Source organism: Microbacterium sp. APC 3901, from assembly GCF_030407765.1.
Lineage (GTDB): Bacteria > Actinomycetota > Actinomycetes > Actinomycetales > Microbacteriaceae > Microbacterium.
In genome coordinates, this window is sequence record NZ_JASDCU010000014.1 from 53,319 (window position 1) to 70,588 (window position 17,270).

A 17,270-nucleotide genomic window follows, 5' to 3' on the forward strand; every position below is an offset into this window, starting at 1 on the left:
ATGCTCGAGGTCACGGCTCTGCCTCTGGCAGAGCTCCGCGAGCGCAGCAGCGAGAAGTGGCGGGAGTACCCCGCCGACGTGCTACCGCTGTTCGTCGCGGAAACCGACTTCCCGTTGGCGCCGGCGATCTCGTCGGCTCTCCGACGTGCTGTCGACATCGGCGATACGGGGTATATAGCCTCGCGTACGCCTCTTCCTGAGACGTACGCGGACTTCGCGCTTCGTCGCTTCGGTTGGCGCGTCGACCCCTCGAAGATGCGCACGACCGCCGACGTGAGCATGGGGATCGTCGAGATCCTGCGGCGCGTGACGCAGCCGGGGGAGCGCGTGGTCGTCACTCCGCCCGTGTATCCGCCGTTCTTCGACCTGGTCTCCGAAGCAGGCGCCGAGGTCGTGCGGGTACCGCTGGTCGAGACCGGCGCGCAGTGGGAACTCGATCTGGACGGCATCCGAGCGGCGTTCGAAGACGGTGCCACCGCGCTGCTGCTCTGCAACCCGCACAACCCGACCGGCACGGTGCACACCCGCGACTCGCTGGCCGCTCTCGCCGAGATCGCCCACGAGTACGGTGCTGCGGTGATCTCGGATGAGATCCATGCACCGCTCGCGCAGCCGGGCACCGGGTTCACGCCTTTCCTCGACACGGGCGAAGCTGCGGAGCGCGTGGGCTACGCCGTCGTGAGTGCGAGCAAGGCCTTCAATCTCGCGGGTCTCAAGTGCGCGCTCATGGTGACCGCATCTGATCGCACCAGCGCCGTCGTTCGCGGGCTTCCTATCGAGGTCGAGTGGCGCACCGGTCAATTCGGACTCCTCGCGGCCGTGGCCGCATTCTCGGAGGAGAGCGACGCCTGGCTCGACGGGCTGCTCAGGACGCTCGATGCGAATCGCCTGCTGCTCGAAGATCAGCTGGCGTCGAAGCTCCCTGCCGCGCGCTATCGGATCCCTGATGCCGGATATCTGGCCTGGATCGATCTCTCGGGTCTGGGCTGGGGAGACAACCCCGCTCGGCGGATCCTCAAGGAGGCGAAAGTCGCCCTGCACTTCGGTCCCGCCTTCGGCGAGCAGGGCAGGGGATTCGTGCGACTGAACTTCGGCACGAGTCCGGAGATCATCACCGAGGCCATCGAGCGCATCGCGTCGCTCGTGGACCGATGAGCACGAGACCGCAGCCGACCGCATCGATCTGGGACCGGGAACGACTCTGGGTCACCGCCGGTGCGGTGGCGCTGATCTTCCTCGCCGCGATCGAGGCGCTGGCGGTCACGACCGTGATGCCGATCGTCGCGGAATCGCTCGACGGCCGGGAGCTGTATGCCGTGGCCTTCGCCGGAACGCTTGCGACGAGCGTGATCGGCATGGTCGCAGCGGGCGCCTGGGCCGATTCTCGGGGACCCCGCGGCCCTCTGTACGCCGCGGTCTCGTTGTTCATCGCCGGACTGCTGCTGTCAGGTCTCGCCGTGACGATGGACCAGTTCCTCGTCGGGCGGCTGGTTCAGGGGCTCGGTGCTGGTGGGCAGACCGTGGCGCTGTACGTCGTCGTGGCTCGGCTGTACCCACCGCAGCTTCATGGCAGGATCTTCGCTGCGTTCGCAGCCGCATGGGTCGTGCCGTCGATGATCGGTCCGTTCCTCGCCGGGGCGGTAGCGGAGTACCTCGACTGGCGCTGGGCCTTCCTCGGCGTCGCCGTGCTGACGACAGTCGCCTTCGTGACTGTCGCGGCCCGGTTGCGAGGGGTCGACCTCGGACGAGGTGAACCACAGGATCGCCGCTCTCTCGTCATCCGTCTTCTTCTCGCGGTGGTCGTCGCGGTCTCCGCGGTGCTTGTCGGTCTCACGGCGGAGATGGCCGTGCTCCTCGCATGGCCGGTGGCGCTCGGGTCCGTCGTCGTGATCGCGGCCGCCCTGTTGCCGCTGCTTCCTCGGGGTGCGCTCCGCGCCGGGCGTGGTCTGCCGAGCGTCGTTCTCATGCGCGGGATCGCCGCAGGCGCGTTCTTCGCGGCAGAGGCATACATCCCGTACCTGCTGATGGAGCGCTTCGACTTCACCGCGACCTGGGCGGGGATCGCACTCATGCTCGCTGCCTTCGCGTGGGCCGGCGCTTCGCAGTTGCAGGGGATCTTCGGCGAACGTCTCGGCAACACCCGCATCACCGTGATCAGCCTGTCGCTTCTCCTCGTGGCGCTCGTGCTCGTGTTCGCGGCGGCGCAGTGGGGCGTGTCGCCTGTGTTCGTGGTCGTCGGCTGGGGCTTCGCCGGCGGTGGCATGGGGCTGCTGTATCCACGCCTCACGGTGCTCACGTTGGCGTACTCGAACGGGGGCAACCAGGGGTTCAACTCGTCGGCGCTGTCGATCTCCGACGCCGCGGGATCAGCAGTGACGATCGCCCTGGCCGGGCTGCTCGTCGCGACGTTGGGCGGTGACGCCGCGTCATTCGGGGTGGTGTTCGCGTTCTGCTTCTGTCTGGTGCTGTGTGCGTTCGTGCCGGGACTCAGACTGGGTCACGCCGCAGAGTCGCCCGAGGGCTGAGGTCGGCGCTGGCAGGCTCTCCGGCGAGCGCGCTGACGCCCAGGTCGAAGACGCGATCGAGTCCGGCGGTGACGTCGACCGTGCCGTCGGCGCGAGCCGCTCCGTGGCTGTCGGCATGCATGCGCTGCTGCACGAGCGTCGCATGGCCGAGCACGAAGTGCAGGAGTGCCGCTGCGCGCTCGGCGGCATCTGTGTGACCGTGACGCGCGAGTGCGGCCTCGAGGGCGGTCTGGGCGGAGGACGAGCCGAGACGCAGGGCGTAGGTGCTGAGCACCAGCTCCGCGCCGTCGCGGTAGGTGAAGAGCGCGTCGCGGATGCCGCGCGCGGTGGTCAGCACGTCAGCATCGTCGCGGGGGATGCCTGCGGTGATCCGGTCGGCCAGCTCGGCCAGGAGCTCCTGCTTGCTCGAGAAATGCCAGTAGAGCGCGCTCGGCTGGACTTCGAGCCTGCCGGCGATCCGTCGCATCGACAGATCGGCGAGACCGACCTCGTCGAGGAGGGTCAGCGCCGCGCGCGCGACGCCGCCGCGGTCGTGGCGCGCGGAGTTGTGCTCGGGGGTCATGCGATCAGTATAGTGAACACCGTTCAGGTGAACGGTGTTCAGGAAGGTATCGGAACTATGACTCGGCAACGCGATGACCTCGGTCGTGATCTGGCAAGAGCGGCGATCTTCGCCGCGCTCATCATCGTCCTCGGTATGGTGACGATACCGATTCCCGGCGGAGTGCCGATCACCGCACAGACCCTGGGGGTCATGCTCGCCGGTGCTGTGCTCGGGCCCCGACTGGCTCCGCTCGCGGTGCTCCTGGTGCTCGTTCTCGCCGCGATCGGACTTCCCGTCCTCGCCGGCGGGCGGGGCGGCCTCGGCGTCTTCGTCGGTCCGACCGCCGGATACCTGCTCGGGTGGGTGGCGGGCGTCGTCGTGATCGGTCTGGTGGTGGGGAGCGGTCGGCGCAGCTGGTGGCGGATCGCCCTCGGTGTCGTCGTCGGCGGCATCCTGGTCGTGTATCTGTGCGGGATCCCTGTGACTGCACTGGTACTCGGGCTCGACCTCGGCCCGACGGCGCTCGCGAGTCTGGTGTTCCTGCCGGGCGATCTGCTGAAGGCGGCCGCAGCGACGGCGCTGGTTCTCGCGCTGCGGCGCGCGTACCCCCGGGCGTTCGGCGGCCGACACGCGGCAGCGCCCGCGTCCGTCCATGCGGCCTGAGACTGCGGTCGGATCGATCTCGCTCGACGGTGTCACCGTCGAGCGGGAGGGGCGGTCGATCCTGCGCGATGTGACTGTCGAGCTCACCGAGCCGAGGATCGCGGTGATCGGCGCGAACGGTTCGGGAAAGTCGACCTTCGCGCGCCTGCTGAACGGCCTCGTGCTGCCGGATGCGGGGCGCGTCACGGTTCATGGTCTCGACTCGCGGCGCGACACGAAGGCCCTTCGGCGCCGTGTCGGATTCGTCTTCTCCGACCCGCAGTCGCAGATCCTGATGCCGACGCCAGCGGAGGACCTCGCGCTCTCGCTGCGCGGCGCTCCTCGGACCGAGGTCGCCGGTCGGGTGGCCGCCGCACTCGCCGACCACGGCCTGACCGACAGGGCGGACATCCCCGCGTCTGAGCTGTCGGGCGGTCAGACGCAGCTGCTCGCTCTCGCCTCGGTTCTGATCACTGAACCGCGGCTCATCGTGGCCGACGAGCCGACGACGCTGCTGGACCTGCGCAACTCGCGAAAGATCTCCGAGCTGCTGCTGGCGCTGCCGTCGCAGGTCGTCATCGTCACCCATGACCTCGATCTTGCAGCGAGATGCGACCGTGCGGTGCTCTTCGAGGCAGGGTCGGTCATCGCAGCCGGCAACCCGCGCGACGTGGTCGCCGAGTATCGCGGGCTGTGCGGATGATCCAGTCATATCGGTCGGGAGCGAGCATCGTCCACAGGATGCCGGCCGGGCTCAAGCTCGCCCTCTTCGCAGCGCTCGCACTCGTGTCGTCGGCGTACCCGCATGACGGATGGAGCGTCACGGTCTCTCTCCTCGTCGTGTGCATGCTGTATCTCGTCGCCGGGCTGCCGGTGAAGGTCGTGTCCGTCGAGATGTGGCGGCTGCGCTGGCTCGTGCTGGTGCTCGGCTCGGCGCTGTGGATCTTCGTGTCACCGCTCACCGCATGGATCAGCACGGCCAGGGTGGTGTCGCTGCTTCTGCTCGCTGCGCTCCTCACGATCACCACCCGGATGGGTGATCTGCTCGCGGTGCTTCATCGGATGCTGCGTCCGCTGCGTCGGCTGGGTGTCGACGCCGATGCGATCGCGATGACGATCTCGCTGACGCTCACGATGGTTCCGGTGGTAGCCGGATTCGCGCAGGCGGTAGGCGACGCCCAACGGGCACGCGGCATCCGTCTCGGGCCCCGAACCGCCGTGCCGCTCATGGTCAGGACGTTACGCCACGCGGACGAGGTCGGCGACGCTCTCGCCGCGCGCGGTCTGGTGTGATCGGCGGGCCAGACGCAGTGCGGACAGCATTCCGCCGACGACGAGCGCGGCCGTCAAAACCGTCGTACCCGCGACGAGAAGCACGACGACCGAGGTGATGCCGAGTGCCGCTGCGGTCGCGACCCGGGGAGCCGAGTCAGCAGATTGCGGGGACGACTGCGTCTCGATGCGCGTGAGCGCGACCGCGATCAGCGCGGTGAGGGTCAGCGCGGTCGCGAGCCAGAGCGGTCGAGACACCCACCATGCGAAGGTGCTCCGCTCCGGCAGCGCGATCCCGCTGCTGAGCGAGGCCACCGCGCAGACCCCTGCCATGGTGAGCAGCGCCGGCATGTGCCACAGGTAGATCGTCATGGTGCGTCTGTTGATGAACGCCGCGAAGGCGGCCGGGAGCGGGCGGCGACTGAACGCGCTGATGCGATCGCGGAGCAGCGAGACGGCGCTCAGGTGCACGACCCCGACGAGAAGCAGGGCTGCGGTGGGTGGGTTGATGTTGGCGATGAGATCGGGGGAGTAGACGCCGCCCGTGAAAGCGACGATGAGTGTGGTCAAGGCCGCAGCTCCTGCGATCGCCCGTGCTCGTCGGCTCAGTCGGTCGATCGTGCCATCGGCGAGGAAGAAGCCGATCTGCTGTAGCGCGAGCCAGACGAACGCGAGATTCAGGAAGCCCACTCCCTCGAGCCCGGTGATCGCCCGGACCATATCGACGGAGATCGATGCCGCGACCAGCGCGGCCACTGTGATCAGCGGTCTCCGCGCGTGAGCCTTCGCGAGGGCAGGAAGAAGCGCCTGGCATCCCAGGAAGACCGCGAGGAACCAGAGCGGCTGGCTGTAGCGGAAGTCGGCGACGGCGATGATGTCCGCCGGGATGCCGACGGCGCTCAGCGTCGCTAGTGCCGCGCCGACGATCCCGATCGCGAACAGCGCCGGCCGCAGCAGCCGGTGCACCCGGGCCGCGATGAAGGCGGTCGGTGTGCCGCCGCGCGCGTGCGTGCGCCGGAAGGAGATGTAACCCGCGAAGCCGCCGATGACGAAGAAGAGCGGCATCACCTGGAGAACCCAGCTGATGGGCACTATCCACCACGTTCCTTCGCTGGCATTCGCGAACACCGGGCCACCGTCGACGACCGTGACCCCGACCATGATGGCGTGGAGCAGTACGACTCCCGCGACGCAGATCGCCCGCAGGAGGTCGATCGCGGTGTCGCGACCGGCCGACAGCGGATCTCGGAGAGCGGGGCGGCGTGTTGCCTCGACGGTGGCCATGGAGTCCTCCTCGGATGGGGTGTCCGAGGATCGTATGGACGCGGTGTCGTCCGAGGGATCACTCCCAGGAGCGGTTCGCACCCCTACCAGGGTGTGATCCTGGCGCGGCTCAGGACGCGGGTTCGACCAGGCCGGTGTCGTACGCGAGAATCACGGCGTGCACGCGGTCGCGGAGTCGGAGTTTTGCCAGGACCTTGCCGACGTGGGTCTTCACGGTCTGCTCTGCGATGAACAGATCGGCAGCGATCTCGCTGTTCGACCGGCCTCGCCCGATGAGCACCAGCACCTCTCGCTCTCGGTCGGTCAGCTCTGCCAGCGAGGTCGCGGCTCGCGGCGTGTGCGGTCGCCGACCGGCGAACTGCTCGATCATCCGCCTGGTCACGCTGGGAGCGAGCAGCGCGTCGCCGCCGGCGACCACGCGCACGGCGTGGACGAGCTCTTCAGGAAGAGCGTCTTTCAGCAGGAACCCGCTCGCGCCCGCCTCGAGCGCGTCATAGACGTAGTCATCGATGTCGAAGGTCGTGAGCATGAGGATCCTTGGCACATGGGCGGCAGGATAGCCGGGGCCGAGGATGCGACGGGTCGCCTCGATGCCGTCCACCTCAGGCATCCGCACGTCCATCAGGATCACGTCCGGATCGAGGCGGGTGGCGAGAGCGACCGCCTCGGCGCCGTTCGCGGCCTGACCGGCCACCCGGATCCCTTCGTGAGCATCGAGCAGGGCGGCGAATCCGGCGCGCACCATGGCCTGATCGTCGGCGATGAGGACGCTGATCGTCACGGGGTCTCCTGGGTGATCGGGGCGATGGGCGGGGTCGACGGACTCTCGTGCAGGGGGAGCGAAGCCGCGACCTCCCACCCGCCGTCCGCGGTCGGGCTCGCGGTGAACGATCCGCCGAGCAGCTCGATGCGTTCGCGCATTCCGCGCAGACCGTATCCGCCGCCGATGGACGTGGTCGGGGTCGTGGCGGGGCTGTTGCGGACGCGGATGCCGATGATGTCGGCATCCGCCTGGACACGTACGGTGACGGCGGCGCCTGACGCATGCCTCACTGCGTTGCTGAGCGCCTCCTGCGCGATACGGAAGGCGGCGATCTGCACGGCCTGCGGAGCGTCCGCGACTGCACCGGTGATCTCCAGGCCGACGGTCACACCCGCTCGACGGATGGTGTCGACAAGAGCGGGGATGTCGTCGATGCCCTGCTGGGGTGCGAGCTCGGCTGTCTGGTCTTCGGTGCGCAGCACTCCGAGCATTCGTCGCATCTCGGTCAGCGAGGTCCGCGCTGTGGCCGCGATGCTGTCGAACTCCACGGACGCGGCATCGCCGATCTCGGGGAGTCGGTAGCGTGCGGTCGACGCCTGCACCTGGATCACGGACATGCTGTGCGCGATCACGTCGTGCAGCTCGCGGGCGATGCGGGTGCGCTCCTCGACGAGGGCCCGTCGCGACTCCTCGAGTGCGGAGTGCGCGCGCTCCCGAGTGAGCTCGGCAGACACCCTCACCCGTCCGGCGACCAGGATGGAAACCAGGAACATCGCCGCAGCCAGCGACGTCGTGACGATGAGGTCGGCGGTGACGCTGCCGGCCGTCGCGGGAGTCGCGACGATCTCGGGGCGCAGCAGCGGCGCGGTGAGGGAGAGCAGTGCTCCGATGGCCAGGGGGAAGACGCCCGCTCTCGCCCCGTGGATGAAGGTCACGATGCCGACCAGGAGCACGAAGCTCAGCAGGGCGGGCACCGACCACGGCCAGGGCGCCTCGGTCGCGAGAGTCGGGACGACGAGCAGCGGAAGCGTGAACGCCGCAGCGCAGAACATCGCGACCGCCCACCGCGGGTGACGCAACGACAGCAGAGGCGCAGCGCAGAGCGCGCCACCGAGGATGAAGGAGAGCGGCAGCGATGTGCCGTACAGCACGGTGTGAATCGGCACGAGCACCGAGAACAGCGCGAGGCTCGCAGCGCCGAGCGCCGTGAGCGCGGCGGTGCGACGGCTGATGCGGGGAGCACGCTCGATGCGCGGCCGACGACGTGCCATGTCTGTCATCCTGCCAGTTGCACCACACGGGCGCGTCTCCGGCCGGATGCCGTGACGCGATCGATCACCACGCCGATGATGAGCGCCACGGCGATGCCGATGCCAGCGCTCACGAGCGGCTGCTCCTTGATCCACGACCCCGCGAGCAATCCGATGGCGAGGCTCAGAGCACTCCAGCTGATGCCGGCCACGATGCTCAGTGGGAAGAACCTCCGCCACGGAAAGCGCAGAGCACCGGCGGACATGTTGACCGCGACGCGGCCGACGGGGATATAGCGGGCGCCCAGGATGAGCGCCGCACTGCGGTGCCTGAGCGCTTTCTGTGCGTGGACGAATGCCGAGGTGACTCGCGGACGACGCATCCACGCCCACCGGGTCGTGCCCAGCCGGCGACCGAGGGTGAATGCGATGTTGTCGCCGGTCGTCGCGCCCACAGCGGCGATGAGACCGAGAGGCAGCAGCGCCCAGAACTCACCCGTCGACACGAGTACAGCCGCCGCTGCCACGAGCACGGTCTCGCTCGGAACCGGCGGGAAGAAGCCGTCGATGATCGTCACCGCAAGCAGCACGGCGTACAACCAGGGCGACGCGACGGTCTGCAGAATGAGCTCGTTGATAACATCCACCTCAGAAGGCTAGGAAGCAGGTGGCAGGTGGGGCATCACCCTGAGGTATCGACCGCATCCCCCCGGAGAGGTAGATCCGCCGACCGTCCGACCGAGGTCGGGGCGACCACCGTGCACGGCCTGCTGGTCGACGACCAGACCCGGTGCGAGCACTATCAGGGGCCGCTCGATGTGATCGCGCTCAAGTTCGCCTGCTGCGGCGAGTGGTACCCGTGCCATCTGTGTCACGCGGAGCGGGCTGATCACGAGACGCGGCAGTGGTCGACGAAAGACCGTGCGACGCAGGCGGTGCTCTGCGGCGTCTGCGGTTCGCTGCTGCGCATCGACGCATACCTCGAGAAATCCGAGTGTCCGACGTGTGCGGCAGGCTTCAATCCGGGCTGCCGGCTGCATCACGATCTGTACTTCGACTGAACACTCAGTAGGGCGATCTATACTGGGAGTTTGGCCCCTCGGCCTGAATCCCCTTGAAAGAACGGACATCCCGCCTGTGCTTGCCGTGCACGAACTCGAGATCCGCGTGGGCGCACGCCTCCTGATGGAGAACGTGTCGTTCCGTGTGAGCGACGGAGACAAGATCGGTCTCGTCGGCCGCAACGGTGCAGGCAAGACCACGCTCACCAAGGTGCTCGCCGGTGACGTCCTGCCGTCCGGCGGAAGCGTGACCCGTTCCGGTCAACTCGGCTATCTGCCGCAGGATCCGCGGTCGGGCAATCCCGAAGACCTCGCTCGCACGCGCATCCTCGACGCCCGGGGACTCGGCCAGCTCAACCTCGGCATGAGCGAAGCGGCACTCGCGATGGGGTCCGACGACCCCGCGGTCGCCGACAAGGCGATGAAGCGCTACGCGCGCCTCACCGAGGAGTTCGAGGGACAGGGCGGCTACGCGGCCGAGGCCGAGGCCGCCTCCATCGCGAACAACCTCTCGCTGCCCGACCGCATCCTCGACCAGCCGCTCTCGACGCTGTCGGGTGGTCAGCGCCGTCGTATCGAGTTGGCTCGCATCCTCTTCTCGGATGCTGAGACGATGATCCTCGACGAGCCGACCAACCACCTCGACGCCGACAGTGTCGTGTGGCTGCGCGAGTTCCTCAAGAACTACAAGGGCGGGCTGATCGTGATCAGCCACGACGTCGAGCTGGTCGGCGAGACCGTCAACCGGGTGTTCTACCTCGACGCGAACCGTCAGATCATCGACACCTACAACATGAACTGGAAGAACTACCTGCGTCAGCGCGTGGCTGACGAGGAGCGCCGCAAGAAGGAGCGCGCGAACGCCGAGAAGAAGGCGACGACCCTGCAGCTGCAGGCAGCCCGCTTCGGCGCGAAGGCCTCGAAGGCCGCCGCGGCCCATCAGATGATCGCGCGTGCCGACAAGCTGCTCGCCGGACTCGACGACGTCCGCCAGGAAGAGCGCGTCGCGAAGCTGCGCTTCCCGAAACCCGCCCCCTGCGGCAAGACCCCGATGATGGCGACCGGACTGTCGAAGTCCTACGGCTCACTCGAGATCTTCACCGACGTCGACCTCGCGATCGACCGCGGCTCCAAGGTCGTCGTGCTCGGACTCAACGGTGCAGGAAAGACGACCCTGTTGCGCATGCTCGCGGGGGTAGACCAGCCCGACACCGGTCAGCTCGAGCCCGGACACGGTCTCAAGGTCGGGTACTACGCGCAGGAGCACGAGAACCTCGATGTGAATCGATCGGTGCTCGAGAACATGGTGTCGGCCGCTCCGCACATCACCGAGATGGAAGCGCGCAGAGTGCTCGGCTCGTTCCTGTTCACGGGAGATGATGTGCTCAAGCCCGCCGGGGTGCTCTCCGGCGGTGAGAAGACGCGTCTCTCGCTGGCGACGCTCGTGGTCTCGTCCGCGAACCTGCTGCTGCTCGACGAGCCCACCAACAACCTCGACCCCGCCTCGCGCGAAGAGATCCTCGGTGCGCTCGCGCACTACGAGGGGGCAGTCGTGCTCGTCTCGCACGACCCGGGTGCGGTGCAGTCTCTCAACCCCGAGCGCGTGCTGATCCTCCCGGACGGCGTCGAGGACCTCTGGAGCCAGGAGTACCAAGACCTCATCGAGCTCGCCTGATCCTTCGCCCCTCGTGGCATAGTCGGATGTGTGACGCATGACGAACAGCACCTCGACACCACCCCGCTCAACGAGTGGCTGAAGGGCCGGCACGCTCTCACCGGGCTCGCCCCCGACTGGGATCTCGGCGCGATTCCCGACGATCCGCGCACACTCTTCGCCACGTGGTTGCGCGCGGCGGCTGCGGACCGAGTGCCTGAGCCGCACACGGTGACGCTCGCGACGGTCGATGCCGACGGACTGCCCGATGCTCGGACACTCATCCTGAAGCGGATCGATGAGCGAGGGTGGGCGTTCGCCAGCACGAGGTCGTCCCGCAAGGGAGCGCAGCTGGCTGCATCGCCGGCCGCTGCGCTGAACTTCTGGTGGCAGCCGCAGGTGCGTGCTGTGCGGGTGCGCGGACGGGTGGAGGAAGCGACTCGCGAAGAGAGCGCCGCCGATCTCGCCGCGCGATCCCCGGCTGCGCGCGCGGAGGTCGCGGACGGCGACTGGGTGCTGTGGCGGATCGTCCCCACCCGGATCGAGTTCTGGCAGGGGTCGAGAGACCGCCGTCACACGCGGGTGATCTTCGACGCCGCCGCCGGCGGATGGTCTCGAACGATCGTCGGCGGTCGTGCTGATCTGACGTCGGAGGACGGGGCGACATGAGCGTTCTGACGGGCCTGCGCTAGGGCGCCCTGGCGTCACGAGGTGGGTCAGCGTGCGTCGAGGAGCTCGTCTTCGACGTCGGCATCCCTGTCGCGCCGTCGGGACTTCTTCACCGGTGCCGGCATGCCCTCGACCTCTTCACGGTGCTTCACTATCTCGGTGCGGATGATGTACCCGATGAAGATGAAGCCCATCAGCGCGAACAGGATCCACTGGATCGCGTACGACAGGTGCGGGCCGGGGTCGTCTGTGGGTGAGCCGAAGCCGCCGAGGGTCCCTTCGCCGGGCGGGTCTTCGCTGACGATCTGTCCGTACGCGCTCGTGATGACGTCTCCGTCGACCAACTCGGCGATAGACGGGAGGTTGATCGTGGGCACCTGCCCCTCGGGAGCCCCACGACCAGAGGCCGGAAGCTGCTCGCCCGGACGCAGACGCACGATGACCTCGACCTCACCGGTCGGAGGTGCCGGAACGGAGTCCGGGGAGTCGCCGTCGCCCGGCGGCACCCATCCGCGATCGACGATGAACACACGACCGTCGACGTCGCGAAACGGCACCAGGACTTCGAATGCGGCGGTCCCGCCGTGCGGCCGATTTCGCACCAACAGCTGTTCTTCGACGATGTACTCGCCGTTCAGCACCACGGGATGCCAGACGTCACCGGGATCGAGCGTTCCGTCGGGGCCGATGAGGTCGGAGAGCGGCACGGGATCCGCATCGTAGTTCTTCTCGACGAGTGCGATCTGCTCGGATCGCGTCTCGTTGCGCTCGAACTGCCAGTTCGACAGGAACGCGCACGCGATCGCGAATCCGATCGCGACCAGCACGTATACGGTCCATCTACCCATCCGCGCACTCACGAGGGCACACCAGCTCTCACTGTCACGGGGAAGTCCCTGGCCGCCAGATAGTCGTGGAGGAAGCCGACGTGCTCATCGCATGCGAGCCAGACCTTCTCACGGTCAGCGGCGTGGATACGCGGATTGCGCCACACCACCTGCGTGGTCGCCGCGTTCCGGCATCCGGCACGCGAGCACTCCAGTCCACTCACTCGCGATCCTGGCGGCTCTCGTGGATGGTGATGACGCCAGGAGCGGAGTCCTGTTCGACCGGCAGAGTCGGGGCCGGAGTCGAGGCCTCCAGCTGCTGCACGGGAGACTCAGCCGTCGTCTCGGTGCTGTCGCTCCCCGCGTTCGCGAACACGACCGCGATGTAGGGCAGGAGCGCGGCGGCGAGCGCGAACACCCAGGTGTACCAGCCGTACGGCTGGACGAACATCATCAGCCCGAAGCAGACGATGCGGATGGTCATGGTAAGTGCATATCGGCGCACGCGGTGGTCTGCCTCGTCCTTCGGCGACTGCGGAAGCGAGGTGACAGCAGGGACCAGGGGCTTGCTCTTCACGATGAGTCCAGCCTACGCCGGTGCGGGCACGACGGCGCGCTCGTCTGCAGCTCAGACCGAGAAGAGGAACGGCAGCGTGAAGGCGCCGAAGAACACGGCACTGATCACCGTCACGACGATGCCGACGACCAGGAAGCCGACCATGATGTAGCCCATGATCAGCCCGGCGAAGGCCATCCCGCGGCCGCCGATCGCCGGGTTCTGCTTCGTCTGCCGCAGCGCCATGTGACCCGTGATGACGGCGACGATCGAGGCGAGCAGGGGCACGACCGCCCAGAAGAGCACGACCCCGGCGATTCCGCAGATCAGCGACGTGATCGCGAGTCCGCTGGCGGGGCGGGGCGCGGGATAGGGCGTCGCCCCGTAACTCGCATAGCCGGCAACGGGCTGACCCGGTGCGGACGCGGCCTAGTAGGGCGGTTGTGCCGCGGAGCCGTAGGGCTGAGCTGCAGCAGCGCCGTAGGGCTGCTGCGGGGCGTACTGCGGCGGTTGCGGCGACGGCGTCGCGTACCCCTGCGAGGGGGCGACCGACGGGGCCGCGCCGGGATACGCCTGGTACGGCTGCGCGGGGGGAGCCGGGGGCGCCGGCGGAGGAGTCGAGTGTGCGTCAGGCGGAGTGGGGATGCTGTCGTCGCTCACGGTGAAGCCTTTCGTCGGGTTCAGCGTTCCAGTCGCGGCGCTGTTCTGTCAAACGTCGCCCCGATCGAGTCACGACATCATCGGTAGGATCGATGACGACCCGGCCGCCACACCCGCACCGGCCAGATCAGGAGTGGAAATGAGTTCTCGCGTCGTCCTCGTCACCGGCGGAAACCGCGGCATCGGTCGCGCGATCGCCGAACGATTCGTCAGGGACGGCTACCGCGTCGCCGTCACGGCTCGCAGCGGCGAAGGCCCCGAGGGCACTCTCACCGTGCGTGCAGACGTCACGGATGCCGCAGCGCTCGATGCGGCCTTCACCGAGGTCGAGCAGCAGCTCGGACCCGTCGAGGTCGTCGTGGCGAATGCCGGAATCACCAAGGACACCCTGCTGCTGAGAATGAGCGAGGACGACTTCGACAGCGTGGTCGCGACGAACCTCGGCGGCACCTTCCGAGTGGTGAAGCGCGCGTCGAAGGGCATGCTGAGGGCCCGGTTCGGCCGGGTCATCCTCATCTCCAGCGTGGTGGGCCTCTACGGCTCGGCCGGGCAGGTGAACTACTCCGCATCGAAGAGCGCGCTCGTCGGCTTCGCACGTTCGCTGACCCGTGAGCTCGGCGGGCGCGGTATCACCGCGAACGTCGTCGCGCCGGGGTTCATCGAGACCGACATGACGGCTGAGCTCCCCGAAGAGACTCAGAAGCAGTACAAGGCGAACATCCCGGCCGGACGCTTCGCGACGCCCGACGAGGTGGCGGGCGTCGTCACGTGGCTCGCCGGGGATGACGCCGGGTACATCTCGGGCGCAGTCATCCCTGTCGACGGCGGCCTCGGCATGGGCCACTGACGCTCGGGCGTCAACGCACCGTCATCAGCGGGTGATCGCGGCGTCGAGCAGCATGGCGAGCCTGCTCGGCATCGAGAACTGAGGCCAGTGGCCTGAGCCGATACGCACCACCTCGGCATCGTCGATCGCGCGGAACTCCTCGGCGTACGGCCCCCACTGCTCGAGTTCGGACTCGAGCGTCTCGCTATCGAGACCGCCCATCAGCAGCGTCACCGGCACCCGGTGGCGTGCCTCCGAGCCGAGCTCTATCGGATCAGTGGGCACGCGCGCGGGCACGCTGCGCATGAGCGGCGCGGTGCGCGCACGAGTCGCGTCGTCGAGGTCGTCGACGTCTTCAGCCGGGAAGAAGTCCCACCCCGGGAAGGGGATGACGCCATCGACGATCTCGAACTCGCTGATGCCGAAACCGGGCGGTGGTGGCGCGGTGTCGACGAAGACGACCCGCGATATGCGGTCGGGCCGGGCATCGGCGACACCCCAGGCGACGTTGCCGCCGCCGCTGTGACCGACGACGACCACTCGCCCGTCGACGGCGTCCACCGCGTCGACGGCAGCGTCGACCCACTCGGCGATCCCGATGTCAGCGGACTCGGCGGCGGGACGACCCACCCCCGGCAAGGTCAGCGGGTGCACCGTGTGCCCTGCACGTTCGAGATCAGTGGTCACGTCGCTCCAGCTGGACGCATCGAGCCAGAGACCGGGGATGAGGATGATGTCCATGCGCCCGAGGTTAGACGGAGCCTCGGACATCCGCTAGGGCAACAGTGCGATGACCTCGGAGAGGTCCTGCGGTCCGATGACCAGGCTCGCGGCAGCGCGCACGGCGGGCTTCGCGTTGAACGCCAGACCGAGCCCGGCGACCGCCATCATCTGCAGATCGTTGGCGCCGTCTCCGATGGCGATCGTGGCGTGACGGGGCACACCGAGTTCGTCCGCCCACTCGCACAGCGAGGTCGCTTTGGCCGCCGCGTCGACGATCTCGCCGTCCACGCGGCCGGAGAGCGCTCCGTCGACGACATCGAGCCGGTTCGCACGCCACCGGTCCACGCCGAGTCCGGGAGCCACGTCGTCGAGGATCTCGTGGAACCCTCCGGACACCACCCCGACCACGCCGCCGCGCTCATGCACAGCTGCAGTGAGCTCTCGCACGCCGGGGGTCGGCTCGATCCGGGCGAGCACGCGTTCGAACGCGGACACGGGAACGCCTTCGAGCTCGGCCACTCGCGACCGCAGACTGGTCGCGAAGTCGATCTCGCCCCGCATCGCCGCCTCGGTCGCCGCCTGCACCTCGTCGCGGCGGCCGGCCTCATCGGCGATCAACTCGATCACCTCGTTGCGGATGAGGGTGGAATCGGCATCGAGGACGACAAGGAAGCGCGCGGCGGTCACGCCTCCGAGCCTATCGATCGGAGACCGTCTGTCCGTGCATCGCGGTCTTCGGTCGGCATCCTCAACGCTCGATGAAGAGACCCTTGCCCACCACGGTGATGCCCGATTCGGTCACGGTGAAGCCCCGGGCGAGATCGCGTTCGCGGTCGACGCCGACGGTCGCACCATCTGCGAGGACGACGTTCTTGTCGAGGATGGCTCGATGCACGCGGGAACCGGCCCCGATTCTCACGCCGTCGAAGACGACGGAGTCGGTGATGGTCGAACCACCGCCGGCGAGCGTCCACGGGCCCACGACACTGCGCTCGAGATGGGTGCCCGAGAGCACGGAGCCGAGGGACACGATCGAGTCGATCGCGTTGCCGATGCGCCCGACGGAGTCTCGCACGAACTTGGCGGGAGGCGAGTTCACGGCCTGCGAGTGGATGGGCCACTCCATGTTGTAGAGGTTGAAGATGGGGAGCGTGGAGATCAGATCCATGTGCGCGTCGAAGAAGGAGTCGATCGTACCCACGTCACGCCAGTACGAACGGTCGCGCGGGGAGGAACCCGGCACGTCGTTGCGCTTCATGTCGTAGTAGCCGGCCTCGCCCCGATCGACGAAGTACGGCACGATGTCTCCGCCCATGTCATGCCCGGAGGTGGGGGATTCGCCGTCTGCCTCGACGGCGGCGATCAGCGCATCGGCGTCGAAGATGTAGTTGCCCATCGAGGCGAGCACCTCGTGAGGGGAGTCCTCGAGACCGGCGATGTCAGTGGGCTTCTCGAGGAACTGCTTGATGCGACCCGACTCGGTGTCGGCGTCGATCACGCCGAACTGGGACGCCATCGCGAGCGGCTGACGGATTCCTGCGACGGTGGCCTTCGCACCCGACTCGATGTGCGCGTCGAGCATCTGCCGGAAGTCCATGCGATAGACGTGATCGGCACCGATCACGACGACGATGTCGGGCTTCTCGTCGTTGATGAGGTTGAGGCTCTGCAGGATCGCGTCGGCCGAGCCCGAGAACCAGCGCTTTCCGAGACGCTGCTGCGCGGGCACGGAGGTGACGTACGAGTCGAGCAGCGCCGACATGCGCCACGTCTGCGAGATGTGGCGGTCGAGGCTGTGAGACTTGTACTGCGTGAGGACGACGATCTGGCGTAGGCCCGAGTTGATGAGGTTCGAGATCGCGAAATCGATCAGGCGATACTGTCCGCCGAAAGGCACTGCAGGTTTTGCTCGGTCGGCCGTGAGGGGCATGAGACGCTTTCCCTCGCCGCCGGCGAGGATGATGCCGAAGATCTTCTTTGGTGCGGACATGCACCCACCATAGATGTGATTCGG

The 17,270-nt window shown here is 67.9% G+C and carries 22 protein-coding genes; 9 read left to right on the forward strand and 13 right to left on the reverse strand.

What is annotated here, in order from left to right; translation table 11 throughout:
• Together QMA07_RS13585 and QMA07_RS13590 are read left to right on the forward strand one after the other, a co-directional pair.
• Entirely contained in the window at positions 1 to 1,155 is a 1,155-nt protein-coding gene (locus QMA07_RS13585) for an aminotransferase class I/II-fold pyridoxal phosphate-dependent enzyme (protein WP_290162715.1), read from the forward strand.
• Positions 1,152 to 2,525 carry an MFS transporter gene (locus tag QMA07_RS13590; RefSeq protein WP_290162717.1) on the forward strand — a complete coding sequence of 458 codons (1,374 nt, stop codon included), beginning with the start codon at positions 1,152 to 1,154 and terminating at the stop codon, positions 2,523 to 2,525. Before QMA07_RS13585 ends, QMA07_RS13590 begins: the two co-directional genes overlap by 4 nt.
• Here the strand turns inward: QMA07_RS13590 and QMA07_RS13595 are convergent.
• Complete coding sequence (locus tag QMA07_RS13595) at positions 2,488 to 3,087, reverse strand: TetR family transcriptional regulator (protein ID WP_290162719.1); 600 nt, start codon at positions 3,085 to 3,087, stop codon at positions 2,488 to 2,490. The two genes, QMA07_RS13590 and QMA07_RS13595, sit on opposite strands and share 38 nt — an antisense overlap.
• Positions 3,088 to 3,144: 57 nt before the next feature.
• Between QMA07_RS13595 and QMA07_RS13600 the strand changes: the two genes are divergently transcribed.
• From QMA07_RS13600 to QMA07_RS13610, 3 genes are read left to right on the forward strand one after another with little or no spacing between them, the layout of a single operon-like run.
• Positions 3,145 to 3,732, forward strand: coding sequence for a biotin transporter BioY (locus tag QMA07_RS13600; protein WP_290162721.1), 588 nt, complete (start codon positions 3,145 to 3,147; stop codon positions 3,730 to 3,732).
• Positions 3,722 to 4,414: an energy-coupling factor ABC transporter ATP-binding protein gene (locus QMA07_RS13605; protein WP_290162723.1), complete on the forward strand. Its 693-nt coding sequence runs from the start codon at positions 3,722 to 3,724 to the stop codon at positions 4,412 to 4,414. Before QMA07_RS13600 ends, QMA07_RS13605 begins: the two co-directional genes overlap by 11 nt.
• On the forward strand, positions 4,411 to 5,004 hold the full coding sequence (locus QMA07_RS13610; RefSeq protein ID WP_290162725.1) for an energy-coupling factor transporter transmembrane component T: 594 nt from the start codon (positions 4,411 to 4,413) through the stop codon (positions 5,002 to 5,004). Before QMA07_RS13605 ends, QMA07_RS13610 begins: the two co-directional genes overlap by 4 nt.
• Here QMA07_RS13610 and QMA07_RS13615 read toward each other — a convergent pair.
• The 4 genes from QMA07_RS13615 to QMA07_RS13630 all read right to left on the reverse strand — a co-directional run bounded on the left by QMA07_RS13615 (position 4,951) and on the right by QMA07_RS13630 (position 8,927).
• Entirely contained in the window at positions 4,951 to 6,267 is a 1,317-nt protein-coding gene (locus QMA07_RS13615; RefSeq protein WP_290162727.1) for an acyltransferase, read from the reverse strand. The two genes, QMA07_RS13610 and QMA07_RS13615, sit on opposite strands and share 54 nt — an antisense overlap.
• Positions 6,268 to 6,376: 109 nt before the next feature.
• Positions 6,377 to 7,048 carry a response regulator transcription factor gene (locus tag QMA07_RS13620; protein WP_290162729.1) on the reverse strand — a complete coding sequence of 224 codons (672 nt, stop codon included), beginning with the start codon at positions 7,046 to 7,048 and terminating at the stop codon, positions 6,377 to 6,379.
• Positions 7,045 to 8,301, reverse strand: a complete 1,257-nt coding sequence (locus tag QMA07_RS13625) for a sensor histidine kinase (RefSeq protein WP_290162731.1) — start codon at positions 8,299 to 8,301, stop codon at positions 7,045 to 7,047. Before QMA07_RS13625 ends, QMA07_RS13620 begins: the two co-directional genes overlap by 4 nt.
• Before the next feature lie 5 nt (positions 8,302 to 8,306).
• Positions 8,307 to 8,927 carry a VTT domain-containing protein gene (locus tag QMA07_RS13630; RefSeq protein ID WP_290162733.1) on the reverse strand — a complete coding sequence of 207 codons (621 nt, stop codon included), beginning with the start codon at positions 8,925 to 8,927 and terminating at the stop codon, positions 8,307 to 8,309.
• 111 nt (positions 8,928 to 9,038) lie between these two features.
• Between QMA07_RS13630 and QMA07_RS13635 the strand changes: the two genes are divergently transcribed.
• From QMA07_RS13635 to QMA07_RS13645, 3 genes are all read left to right on the forward strand, one after another.
• On the forward strand, positions 9,039 to 9,341 hold the full coding sequence (locus QMA07_RS13635) for a CHY zinc finger protein (protein ID WP_290162735.1): 303 nt from the start codon (positions 9,039 to 9,041) through the stop codon (positions 9,339 to 9,341).
• 76 nt (positions 9,342 to 9,417) lie between these two features.
• Entirely contained in the window at positions 9,418 to 11,016 is a 1,599-nt protein-coding gene (locus tag QMA07_RS13640) for an ABC-F family ATP-binding cassette domain-containing protein (RefSeq protein WP_042537558.1), read from the forward strand.
• A gap of 30 nt (positions 11,017 to 11,046) precedes the next feature.
• The gene (locus QMA07_RS13645; RefSeq protein WP_290162738.1) at positions 11,047 to 11,664 is read left to right on the forward strand and encodes a pyridoxamine 5'-phosphate oxidase family protein; all 618 of its coding nucleotides are present in this window, start codon (positions 11,047 to 11,049) and stop codon (positions 11,662 to 11,664) included.
• Between the two features lie 47 nt (positions 11,665 to 11,711).
• Here QMA07_RS13645 and QMA07_RS13650 read toward each other — a convergent pair whose 3' ends face one another.
• The 5 genes from QMA07_RS13650 to QMA07_RS13670 form a co-directional block, all read right to left on the reverse strand.
• Positions 11,712 to 12,512 (reverse strand): SURF1 family protein, encoded by an 801-nt coding sequence (locus tag QMA07_RS13650; RefSeq protein ID WP_290162740.1) that lies wholly within the window; start codon positions 12,510 to 12,512, stop codon positions 11,712 to 11,714.
• A gap of 8 nt (positions 12,513 to 12,520) precedes the next feature.
• Complete coding sequence (locus QMA07_RS13655) at positions 12,521 to 12,715, reverse strand: hypothetical protein (RefSeq protein ID WP_290162742.1); 195 nt, start codon at positions 12,713 to 12,715, stop codon at positions 12,521 to 12,523.
• Entirely contained in the window at positions 12,712 to 13,068 is a 357-nt protein-coding gene (locus QMA07_RS13660) for a DUF3099 domain-containing protein (RefSeq protein ID WP_290162744.1), read from the reverse strand. Before QMA07_RS13660 ends, QMA07_RS13655 begins: the two co-directional genes overlap by 4 nt.
• A 51-nt stretch (positions 13,069 to 13,119) precedes the next feature.
• Complete coding sequence (locus QMA07_RS13665; RefSeq protein WP_290162840.1) at positions 13,120 to 13,386, reverse strand: DUF4190 domain-containing protein; 267 nt, start codon at positions 13,384 to 13,386, stop codon at positions 13,120 to 13,122.
• 90 nt (positions 13,387 to 13,476) lie between these two features.
• A complete protein-coding gene (locus QMA07_RS13670; protein WP_290162745.1) occupies positions 13,477 to 13,707 on the reverse strand; it encodes a hypothetical protein in 231 nt (76 codons plus the stop codon).
• Positions 13,708 to 13,846: 139 nt separating this feature from the next.
• Here QMA07_RS13670 and QMA07_RS13675 point away from each other — a divergent pair, with 139 nt between their 5' ends.
• Positions 13,847 to 14,554: a beta-ketoacyl-ACP reductase gene (locus QMA07_RS13675; protein ID WP_042537549.1), complete on the forward strand. Its 708-nt coding sequence runs from the start codon at positions 13,847 to 13,849 to the stop codon at positions 14,552 to 14,554.
• Positions 14,555 to 14,578: 24 nt separating this feature from the next.
• Here the strand turns inward: QMA07_RS13675 and QMA07_RS13680 are convergent, their stop codons facing one another.
• From QMA07_RS13680 to glgC, 3 genes are all read right to left on the reverse strand, one after another.
• Positions 14,579 to 15,274: an alpha/beta fold hydrolase gene (locus QMA07_RS13680; RefSeq protein WP_290162749.1), complete on the reverse strand. Its 696-nt coding sequence runs from the start codon at positions 15,272 to 15,274 to the stop codon at positions 14,579 to 14,581.
• A gap of 33 nt (positions 15,275 to 15,307) precedes the next feature.
• A complete protein-coding gene (gene serB, locus QMA07_RS13685; RefSeq protein WP_290162750.1) occupies positions 15,308 to 15,943 on the reverse strand; it encodes a phosphoserine phosphatase SerB in 636 nt (211 codons plus the stop codon).
• Between the two features lie 61 nt (positions 15,944 to 16,004).
• Positions 16,005 to 17,246, reverse strand: a complete 1,242-nt coding sequence (glgC, locus tag QMA07_RS13690) for a glucose-1-phosphate adenylyltransferase (protein WP_140037274.1) — start codon at positions 17,244 to 17,246, stop codon at positions 16,005 to 16,007.
• Between the last annotated feature and the right edge of the window lie 24 nt (positions 17,247 to 17,270).

What these genes read in the sequence shown, in the direction of transcription:
- QMA07_RS13585 (WP_290162715.1), top strand. Translation starts at nt 1, where the DNA reads ATGCTCGAGGTCACGGCTCTGCCTCTGGCAGAGCTCCGCGAGCGCAGC.
- QMA07_RS13590 (WP_290162717.1), top strand. Translation starts at nt 1,152, where the DNA reads ATGAGCACGAGACCGCAGCCGACCGCATCGATCTGGGACCGGGAACGA.
- QMA07_RS13595 (WP_290162719.1), bottom strand. Translation starts at nt 3,087, where the DNA reads ATGACCCCCGAGCACAACTCCGCGCGCCACGACCGCGGCGGCGTCGCG.
- QMA07_RS13600 (WP_290162721.1), top strand. Translation starts at nt 3,145, where the DNA reads ATGACTCGGCAACGCGATGACCTCGGTCGTGATCTGGCAAGAGCGGCG.
- QMA07_RS13605 (WP_290162723.1), top strand. Translation starts at nt 3,722, where the DNA reads ATGCGGCCTGAGACTGCGGTCGGATCGATCTCGCTCGACGGTGTCACC.
- QMA07_RS13610 (WP_290162725.1), top strand. Translation starts at nt 4,411, where the DNA reads ATGATCCAGTCATATCGGTCGGGAGCGAGCATCGTCCACAGGATGCCG.
- QMA07_RS13615 (WP_290162727.1), bottom strand. Translation starts at nt 6,267, where the DNA reads ATGGCCACCGTCGAGGCAACACGCCGCCCCGCTCTCCGAGATCCGCTG.
- QMA07_RS13625 (WP_290162731.1), bottom strand. Translation starts at nt 8,301, where the DNA reads ATGGCACGTCGTCGGCCGCGCATCGAGCGTGCTCCCCGCATCAGCCGT.
- QMA07_RS13650 (WP_290162740.1), bottom strand. Translation starts at nt 12,512, where the DNA reads ATGGGTAGATGGACCGTATACGTGCTGGTCGCGATCGGATTCGCGATC.
- QMA07_RS13675 (WP_042537549.1), top strand. Translation starts at nt 13,847, where the DNA reads ATGAGTTCTCGCGTCGTCCTCGTCACCGGCGGAAACCGCGGCATCGGT.
- QMA07_RS13680 (WP_290162749.1), bottom strand. Translation starts at nt 15,274, where the DNA reads ATGGACATCATCCTCATCCCCGGTCTCTGGCTCGATGCGTCCAGCTGG.
- glgC (WP_140037274.1), bottom strand. Translation starts at nt 17,246, where the DNA reads ATGTCCGCACCAAAGAAGATCTTCGGCATCATCCTCGCCGGCGGCGAG.